Origin of the sequence: uncultured Turicibacter sp., assembly GCF_938044715.1 — a bacterium.
Classification (GTDB): domain Bacteria; phylum Bacillota_I; class Bacilli_A; order MOL361; family Turicibacteraceae; genus Turicibacter; species Turicibacter sanguinis.
On the sequence record NZ_CALIOS010000086.1, the window covers coordinates 36,905 to 46,736 of the forward strand.

Annotated in this window: 8 protein-coding genes and 1 pseudogene; all 9 read left to right on the plus strand. The window is 34.1% G+C overall.

The window, feature by feature from the left end; genetic code table 11:
• Positions 1-76: 76 nt before the first annotated feature.
• Positions 77-1,045, plus strand: coding sequence for a hypothetical protein (locus QWC74_RS09135; RefSeq protein ID WP_006785047.1), 969 nt, complete (start codon positions 77-79; stop codon positions 1,043-1,045).
• Between the two features lie 80 nt (positions 1,046-1,125).
• Entirely contained in the window at positions 1,126-2,409 is a 1,284-nt protein-coding gene (gene tig, locus QWC74_RS09140) for a trigger factor (protein WP_006785048.1), read from the plus strand.
• Between the two features lie 177 nt (positions 2,410-2,586).
• Positions 2,587-3,813, plus strand: coding sequence for an ATP-dependent protease ATP-binding subunit ClpX (gene clpX, locus QWC74_RS09145; protein WP_006785049.1), 1,227 nt, complete (start codon positions 2,587-2,589; stop codon positions 3,811-3,813).
• Positions 3,814-4,029: 216 nt separating this feature from the next.
• A complete protein-coding gene (gene lon / locus QWC74_RS09150; protein ID WP_288993986.1) occupies positions 4,030-6,354 on the plus strand; it encodes an endopeptidase La in 2,325 nt (774 codons plus the stop codon).
• A gap of 12 nt (positions 6,355-6,366) precedes the next feature.
• Positions 6,367-6,993: a ribosome biogenesis GTP-binding protein YihA/YsxC gene (yihA, locus tag QWC74_RS09155; protein ID WP_006785051.1), complete on the plus strand. Its 627-nt coding sequence runs from the start codon at positions 6,367-6,369 to the stop codon at positions 6,991-6,993.
• Between the two features lie 260 nt (positions 6,994-7,253).
• A complete protein-coding gene (mraZ, locus tag QWC74_RS09160; protein ID WP_006785052.1) occupies positions 7,254-7,682 on the plus strand; it encodes a division/cell wall cluster transcriptional repressor MraZ in 429 nt (142 codons plus the stop codon).
• A 12-nt stretch (positions 7,683-7,694) separates the two neighbouring features.
• Positions 7,695-8,627 (plus strand): 16S rRNA (cytosine(1402)-N(4))-methyltransferase RsmH, encoded by a 933-nt coding sequence (rsmH, locus tag QWC74_RS09165; protein WP_006785053.1) that lies wholly within the window; start codon positions 7,695-7,697, stop codon positions 8,625-8,627.
• 20 nt (positions 8,628-8,647) lie between these two features.
• Positions 8,648-9,001: a hypothetical protein gene (locus QWC74_RS09170; protein ID WP_006785054.1), complete on the plus strand. Its 354-nt coding sequence runs from the start codon at positions 8,648-8,650 to the stop codon at positions 8,999-9,001.
• 51 nt (positions 9,002-9,052) lie between these two features.
• Positions 9,053-9,832, plus strand: a pseudogene (locus QWC74_RS09175) (penicillin-binding protein); the annotation flags it as partial.

Here is a 9,832-nt window from a genome sequence, read left to right on the forward strand (position 1 = left end):
AGTAAATTTTGAGAACTGCATTAGTAGTTCTTTTTTTTATTATAATTAATAAAAATGCTAGATCCAGAGGTGAAACATGTCTCGAGTTATTGATTTTCCTACAAACTATGAACAAAAAATAAACAAGGCGGATGAATTGATTGATAAAGGATATATTGATCAAGCGATTTGTCTGATTGAGGATTTTATTGAACAATCGAATCCAAGTCAAGGGAAGGAATTGCTTCAAAAAAAGTTATTAACCTGTTATTTTATAAAAAAAGAGTTTGATAGTGTTGAGGACGTTTTGAGTCAAATGCCTGTTGGTTTAGGAGACTTATCGATACTTGCTCATCGTTTTTTACTTTATCATTTTGATCAGAATGATGTTTTATTAACTGAGCTAGAAGCGGACTGTAAAAAAAACTTATCAGTTTTTGCCTATAAAAATTTGCAGGAGTTAATCGCTCAGCTTAAAACATTTTACGAAGAATATTGGGTTCAATCCATTGAAAAACAAGTTGTTCGCTTAAATGAAGGGTGTTCATTTGAACAGTCTTTGTTAATTCTTTCGGATTTGTCCCAATATTCAAATGAGGAATTAGGCTATTTTAAACAACCCTTAATCACATTTTATGAACAAGCACCCTCTCCTATTTTGAAAACGATTCTGTTTGAGTTGTTAGCCAAAAAAGAATTGAATTGGAGTTTGCCACGGGCTAATGATTCAGGAGAATCTGAAGGAATGATTTTGACTAATTTACAGACGTTAATGCCATTTAATAAAAAATTAGAGCAAGTGAATGAAATAATCGAACAAATGGACTTATTTGATGAGGTTAAGGTTCTTTTGTCTTTACAAGTGAATCTCTTTTATCAGTTTTGTTTTCCTAACTATGAAACCCTAGATTTATCGCTTGTCATCGAGCGGTTATTAGCGTTAATTATGGGAGAAAATGACGATTTTTTAGCAAGAGATGATTTAAGTTCGACGAATAGCTCTATAATAAATTACACAACTTGTAAATTGAGTCAGTATATACTAAGTTTATCATCATTAATGTAGAAATTAGGAAAAGCCTATGTTATAATTTAAAAGTTGTTACAAAGATGTAAACGCAAGGTTAATAGATGGAGGTATACATTATGGCAGTTAAAGTTGAAACAGTAGAAACAAATAAAGTAAAATTAACGATGACTATTTCTGCAGAATCATTTGATAAAGCATTAGATACAGCATTCAAAAAAGTATCTAAAAATTTAGCAGTACCAGGATTCCGTAAAGGGAAAATGCCACGTCAAATGTTCGAACAAAAATTTGGTGTAGAAGCATTATATGAAGATGCATTAGAGGTTGTATTACCAGGAGCATATATGCAAGCAATTCAAGAAACAAATATTGCACCTGTTGCTGCGCCATCTTGGGATATCGAACAAATCGGTAAAGGGCAAGAGTTAATTGCATCAGCAACTGTTGTAGTTAAACCAGAAGTTGAATTAGGACAATATGCAGGAATCGAAGTTGAAAAATTATCAACTGACGTAACTGAAGAAGATGTTCAATCAGAATTAAACGGGTTATTAGAACGTCAAGCTGAAATCGTTGTAAAAGATGGAGCAGTAGAAAATGGAGATACAGCTGTTATCGATTATGAAGGATTTAAAGATGGTGTAGCATTCGAAGGTGGAAAAGGGGAAAACCATCCATTAGTTATCGGATCTAACTCTTTCATCCCAGGATTTGAAGAACAATTAATCGGAATGACTGCTGGTGAAGAAAAAGAAATCAACGTTACATTCCCTGAAGCTTATCATTCAGCAGATTTAGCTGGAGCTGAAGCAACATTTAAAGTAAAAGTTCATGAAGTGAAAACTCGTGAATTACCACAATTAGATGATGAATTCGTTAAAGATTTAGATCGTGACGGAATCGAAACAGTTGAAGAGTTAAAAGCTGATTTAGAAAAAGTAATCAAAGAACGTAAAGAAACAGCAGCACGTAATCACGTGATTGATACAGTTGTAGAAAAAGCAACTGAAAATGCTAAATTTGACATTCCAGTTGAAATGATCGATGCTGAAGTGGCGCAAATGGTTAAAGAAGCAGAACAACGTTTCCAAATGCAAGGATTCAACTTAGATTTATACTTCCAATTCACTGGAACTGATTTAGAAGGATTCAAAGCACAATTACGTCCAGAAGCTGAAAAACGTTTAAGCTATAACCTAACATTAGAAGCAATCGTTAAAGCTGAAAACATCGATGTAACAGAAGAAGAAGTAGATGCTAAATTAGTTGAAATTGCAGGAGCTTATGGACGTGACGTTCAAGAGTTAAAAGCTGCGTTACCAAGCTTAGCCATGTTAAAAGAAGATTTAAAAGTACAAAAAGCTGTTGATTTCATCGTTGAAAAAGCAATTTGCAAATAATAACAGTCTATAGTAATAGATAGTACTTAATGAGGCGCGTATCCTTCGTGCCTCATTTTGTGCAATTTAAGCATTTGCAAAAAATGTCTAAAAACGACGTTAATAAAATGCAATGCTACTGAATATATATACTAATACATGGATGATATCAGTTATCTGTATATGGAGGTGTAAAGAATGAATAACATCGATATTACGTGTTCGTTCTGTGGTAAAAGCCATGACGAAGTAAACAAAATTATTGCGGGGCCTGGTGTGTATATCTGTGATGAATGTATCCAGATGTGTTCAGAGATTATTGAAAATGAGCAGTCAGATGAATTATGTGAAGAGTTTAAAACATTACCGAAACCAAAAGAAATTTTTGATTTATTAAACGAGTATGTGATTGGTCAAGAAGATGTTAAGAAAGTTCTTGCGGTTGCAGTTTACAATCATTATAAGCGTTTAACATCTAATCAAGATGATAGTGATGGTGTTGAAATTTCAAAAAGTAATATTTTATTACTTGGATCAACTGGAAGTGGAAAGACATTATTAGCTCAAACGTTAGCTAAGGTATTAGATGTTCCATTTGCTATTGCAGATGCAACCTCATTAACTGAGGCAGGATACGTAGGAGAAGATGTTGAAAATATCTTACTTCGACTGTTACAAGCAGCTGATTTCAATGTTGAAAAGGCCCAAAGAGGGATTATCTACATTGATGAGATTGATAAAATTGCACGTCGTTCAGATAATCCATCCATTACACGTGATGTATCTGGAGAAGGCGTACAGCAAGCTTTATTAAAAATTTTAGAAGGATCTGTTGCTAATGTACCGCCACAAGGTGGGCGTAAACATCCAAATCAAGAATTTATTCAAATTGATACAACGAACATTTTATTCATGGCAGGTGGGGCTTTCGCTGGTATTGAAGAAGTGGTTAAACGTCGTATTGGTAAAAAAGTTATTGGATTTGGTGCTGATTCTAAAGCTAATAATTTAACTAAAAAAGAAATTTATGCTCATATTCAGCCAGATGACCTATTGAAATTTGGTTTGATTCCAGAATTTATCGGTCGTTTCCCAATTATTGGTGCCTTAAATCCGTTAGAAGTAGAGGATTTAATTCGTATTTTAACAGAACCTAAAAATGCATTAACGAAGCAATATGAAAAAATCTTTAAAATGGATAATGTGGAACTGGTGTTTGACGAAGGAGCTATTACAGCCATTGCTGAAAAAGCCGTTGAACGTAAAACAGGTGCACGTGGACTTCGTTCTATAATCGAATCTATCATGACAGATGTAATGTTTGAGATTCCTTCAACTGAGAATATTGAAAAATGTATCATCACACGTGATGTTATTGTTGATAATACAAAACCAACACTTATCTTTAAAGATGGCGTTGCTTAATGAAGGAAGAAGTAATTATTTTATTTCGTATAAAATATCAAAAGTTTTTTATGTTATAATAGTAGTAGAGAATGGGAAGCGAATCGCTTCCTTTTCTATATCAATGAAACTGTCCGTCCATGATAAACATGAAAAGCAAACAAAGACAGACACAATCCGATATTGTGATATGTAGCATGATACGTCGTATGCAAAGTACTAGTGAGGTGAGTGGAAATGAGAATAGATGTAAACAGTGTGGAGACACATACACTTCCAGTGTTACCTGTGAGAGGTGTGATTTCTTTACCTAATACAGAAATTCGTTTAGAAATTGGACGTCCACAATCAATCGAAGCGTTAGAGGTTTGTGAAGAATACTCAAACTATGTTATTTTAGTTTCACAAGTTGATCCAAATGTGGAAGTTCCGCAAAGTGAAGATTTACTCCAATACGGAACAATTGCCAAGGTAACGATGAAAATTAAGTTACCAAATGGACATTATAAAGTAAAGTTTAATACTTTAACACGAGTTGAAATACAAGAATATACTCAGTTAGAGCCTTATTTCATGGCGACAGTTCAGACGATGCCATCAACTCCTTTACAAGAAGAACAAGAAATCGCGATTATGCGTCTATTAAAAGAAGCGGTTGTTGAACATGGAAGTTCTTTATTTGTTCATCCAAATGATGTAAAAGAATTGGTTGAGAGTGCAACGAATGCAGATCAAGCAACGGATATTGTTGCCTTCTATTTACGTATATCAGAAGAAGAAAAGGTAAAATATCTTCAAGAAACAAATGTTGAGGAGCGTTTAACCTTATTATTAAAAGATATCGAGAAAGAAAAATACATCGCTGATCTTGAAATGAAAATTAATCAAGAAGTTAAACGTTCGGTAGATGCTCATCAAAAAGAATTTTATTTACGAGAAAAAGCAAAAGCAATCCAAAAAGAATTAGGTGATGATTACTCAAAAGAGGCGGTCAGTCAAGAATTCAGAGAAAAGTTAGAAGCATTAGGAGTTCCTGAAGCAGTTAAAGCTAAGGCTTTAGAGGAGATTCGACGCTTTGAAATGTTACCCTCTAATTCAAGTGAATCAGGTGTGGTTAGAACGTATATTGAGTGGATTCTAGCTCTACCATGGTCGATTCAAACAACCGATAATACAGATATTTTATTTGCAGAAGAAACTTTAAATAATCAACATTTTGGATTAGAAAAAGTTAAAGATCGCATTTTAGAATATTTAGCGGTTAAAACGATGACAGGTAAAAATCCTTCGACTATTTTATGTTTAGTTGGACCTCCTGGGGTTGGGAAAACATCACTTGCAAAATCGATTGCAGATGCTTTAGGACGAAAATTTGTCAAGATATCACTTGGTGGTGTTAAGGATGAATCTGAAATTAGAGGACATCGCCGTACTTATTTAGGAGCATTACCAGGGCGAATGATTCAAGCGATGAAGAAAGCGGGAACGACAAATCCAGTCTTCTTGTTAGATGAAATTGATAAGATGGCGAGTGATTATAAAGGAGATCCGGCTTCTGCGATGCTTGAGGTTTTAGATCCTGAACAAAACAGTCATTTTAGTGATCATTACTTAGAAGAAGAATATGATTTATCAAATGTCTCGTTTATTGCAACAGCTAACTATTTAGAAAATATTCCGGCACCACTTCGTGACCGTATGGATATGATTCATGTAGATAGTTATACAGAACAGGAAAAAACGGAAATTGCGAAACGTTATTTGCTACAGAGACAGTTAGAGGCTCATGGCTTAACGAAGGAACAGCTTTCGATTGATGAAGCGGTGATTTTAGAGTTAATTCAATATTATACTCGAGAAGCTGGTGTGCGTCAGTTAGAACGCCAAATTGGCTCTATTTGTCGAAAAGTTGCTAGAAAATTATTAGCCGAAAAAGTAGAATCATTACATGTGGATTCTTCTATGCTTGTTGAGTTATTAGGAAAACATAAATATACACATGGATTGATTGAAACAGAAGATCAAATTGGTGTCGTGACAGGACTTGCGTATACTCAATTTGGAGGAGATATTTTACCTGTTGAAGTCACATATTATAAAGGGACGGGCAAAATGGTTTTAACAGGTAAACTAGGTGATGTTATGAAAGAATCAGGGCAGGCTGCGATTAGTTTTGTTCGTGCAAATGCTAAAAAGTATGGCATTGACCCAGATTTATTTAAAGATCATGACATTCATATTCATGTGCCAGAAGGAGCAACTCCGAAAGATGGCCCATCTGCAGGGGTGACCATGGTTACAGCGTTAGTCTCTGCTTTAAGTCAAAAATTTGTAAAACGCGAAGTGGGAATGACAGGAGAAGTGACACTCAGAGGTCGTGTTTTACCAATAGGTGGATTAAAAGAAAAATCAATTTCAGCTCATCGAGCAGGATTAACAACTATCATTATGCCAAAAGATAATGAAAAAGATTTAGATGAAATACCGCAAAGCGTAAAAAGTCAAATGACGTTTATTCCTGTTTCAACGATAGATGAAGTTTTACAGCATGCGTTACGATAAGGTGTTGAGAATATGCATATAACAAAAGCAGAATATATAAAAAGTTGTGTCAAAGCGGAACATTATCCAACAGATGGATTACCAGAAATGATTTTTGCAGGACGTTCGAATGTTGGAAAATCCTCATTTATCAATTCACTGACAAATCGTAAACACTTAGCACGTGTTTCAAGCCGTCCAGGGAAAACTCAAACATTAAATTTCTATAACATTAATGATATGATGTATTTAGTTGATGTTCCGGGATACGGTTACGCCAAAGTGAATCGCTCGTTAAAAGAGTCATTTGGACGTATGATTGAAGAATATTTAGTTGAACGTGATGAATTAATCTTAGGTGTTTTATTGGTGGATTATCGTCATAAACCAACAGCGGAAGATATTGCAATGTATCAGTTATACAAATACTATGAAATCCCAAGTGTTGTGATTGGAACGAAAAAGGATAAAGTGAACCGTAGTCAGTATAAAAAACAAGAAAAACTCATTAAGGAGACGCTTGGATTTGATCAAGATGATGTTTTTGTGGCTTACTCTTCAGAAACTCATGAAGGTCGTGATGAGGTTTGGGAAATTTTCTTAGACTTAATCCAACAATACAATGATATTATTCAAGAAATGGAACATGAGGAAGAATAAAATAAAGAAGCTATCTCGAAACAAGAGATAGCTTTTTAATGTGAGAAAATAAAACAAAAAATGACAGATTAAACGATAAAGTAGCGTTATTTTTTGGAAATATCAAAAGAAAAACTTTATTATATGAAAAAAGGAAATATTATAGAACTTTTTCCTTAAAAAATTTTTAATTTTGTTTTAAATCAACCTTAGATAATGTATAATTAATGGTGAAATGTGGATAGTTAGATAGAGATTGTGGAGATAAGTGGTGAATATAAATGTTTATTGGTGAGTTTCATCATAGTATAGATGCTAAGGGTCGTTTGATTATGCCTGCTAAGTTTAGAGAGCAGTTAAACGAATGTTGTGTTATTACTAGAGGGATTGACCAATGTCTATTTATTTATCCGATAGAGGAATGGAAGATATTGCTTGAAAAAGTGAATGGGTTACCTGTTAATCGTAAAGATGCCCGCCAATTTTCACGCTTTTTTCTTTCTGGTGCGTGTGAATGTGAATTTGATAAACAGGGAAGAATTAATCTATCAACACCCTTAATGAATTATGCAGGGCTTAGTAAAGATTGTGTTATCATTGGCGTCTCAAATCGAATTGAAATTTGGGAGAAAGAAAAATGGACGCAATATTTTGATTTCTCTGTAGATTCTATTTTAGATATTGCCGAAAATATAGGATTTGATTTATAGGAGGTTACAACCATGTTTAATCACTACTCAGTTTTACTTCGTGAATCAATTGAGAATTTAGAGATAAAAGAAGATGGTATTTATGTTGATTGCACCTTAGGTGGTGGCGGACATAGTAGTGAAATCTTAAAAAGATTAACTACAGGACATCTGTATTCATTTGATCAAGATTCATTTGCAATTGAGAATGCAACGAAACGTTTAAAAGAAATTGGAGACAATTTTACAATTATTAAAAGTAATTTTGTTCATTTGAAAGAAGAATTAAATGCACGTGGGGTAATGAAAATAGATGGTATTATTTTTGATTTAGGCGTATCATCGCCACAGTTTGATACACCTGAACGTGGATTTAGTTATAATCATGATGCGAAGTTAGATATGCGTATGGATCAAGAGGCTGAATTATCAGCATATGAGATTGTCAATGAGTGGGAATATAAAAATTTAGAATATATTTTCCGTGTTTATAGCGATGAAAAATTTTCAAAACAAATTGCACGTGCCATTGAACGTTATCGCGAAAAACAACCGATTGAAACGACTTTTGAGTTAGTAGAAATTATCAAATCTGCGATTCCAGCGCCGGCAAGACGAAAAGGTGGTCATCCTGCTAAACGTACCTTCCAAGCATTACGTATTGCGGTAAATGATGAATTGAAAGTATTTGAAAAGGCATTAAAAGATGCCATGGATATGTTAAATGTTGAAGGGCGAGTGGCTGTTATTACCTTCCATTCTTTAGAAGATCGTATTTGTAAACATATGTTTAAAGAACGAAGTGAAGCAAAAGATCTTCCAAGAGGATTGCCAGTTATTCCACAAGAATTCCAGCCAGAATTTAAATTAATTACTCGCAAACCAATTGTGGCAGATGAAACAGAGTTAACGGAAAATAATCGTTCTCATTCAGCAAAATTAAGGGTAGCTATGAAAATGAAGTAGAATAAGGGGGAAGAGAAATCATGAATACTGCGGTTAAGCAATTAGAACAAATTGAGGTTTCGCATTCATCGCAACACGTCAAAAGAACAGTCGTTAAACGTAAGAAAAAAAGTTTATACAATTTTACTAATTTAGCAATTTTAACAGGAGTTGGAGCTTTTTGTTTGATTGCTGGGAGACTCTATTTAGACGCTCAAATGACTCAAATTCATTATGAAACAGAGGCGTTAAAATTAAAAATTTCGAACCAGATTGTTGTGAATGAAGAATTGTATTCAAAAATTGCGGAACTTTCAACTTATTCACGTGCTATGGAAATTGCCAAACAAAATGGACTTTCGACTTATAATAACATTGTAAACATTGGAGAGTAAAATCCTCATAGAAATAAATCAAGAAGCAAATGTATGGTGAGGATGATTAGTATGAAAAAAGAAAGACGACTCAATCACACAGGAAGAAAGATGCTAGTCATTATAACAGCTTTCTTCTTGGTCTTTTTTTTATCCATTGCCTATCATTTTATCGAGATGGCACTCACGGGTGAGAAAAAAGGTCATGATTTATATCAGTATGCGCTTAATGTCTATTTAGCTGAAGAACAAGTGCAGGGTAAACGTGGAACCATTTATGATCGTAGTGGTGTTGCTTTAGCAGAACAGTTAACGTCATATACCTTATATGCTAACCTATATGAAGGTTATGGAGATGTGGTAGAAGATATTGATGATACGGCTAATAAGTTAAGTACGGTCATCGATTTATCAGCAGCTGAAATAAAAGAAATTTTATCTAAAGATCGAAAACAGGTTGAATTTGGAAATGCCGGTCGTGAATTAACCTATTTAGAAAAAGAAAAAATAGAACAGATGAATTTAAAAGGGATTAAGTTTACGGAAAACATCAAACGGTTTTATCCTAATGGGATGTTTGCCTCTCATACGCTTGGATATACGAAGTGGGATGAAGTCAATCGTGTCCTTGAAGGCGAGATGGGAATTGAATCGTACTTTGATGAGTATTTGCAAGGAAAAAATGGACGTATTCAATATTTAAGAGATAAAAAGGGATATGTTCAACCAAATAAAGAAGAATTTGTATTAGAAGAGGCAAGTGATGGCTTAGATATCTATTTAACACTTGATTCGACGATTCAAACCTTATTAGAAGAAGCCATGGATAATGTTTGGGAAAGTGCGAATCCA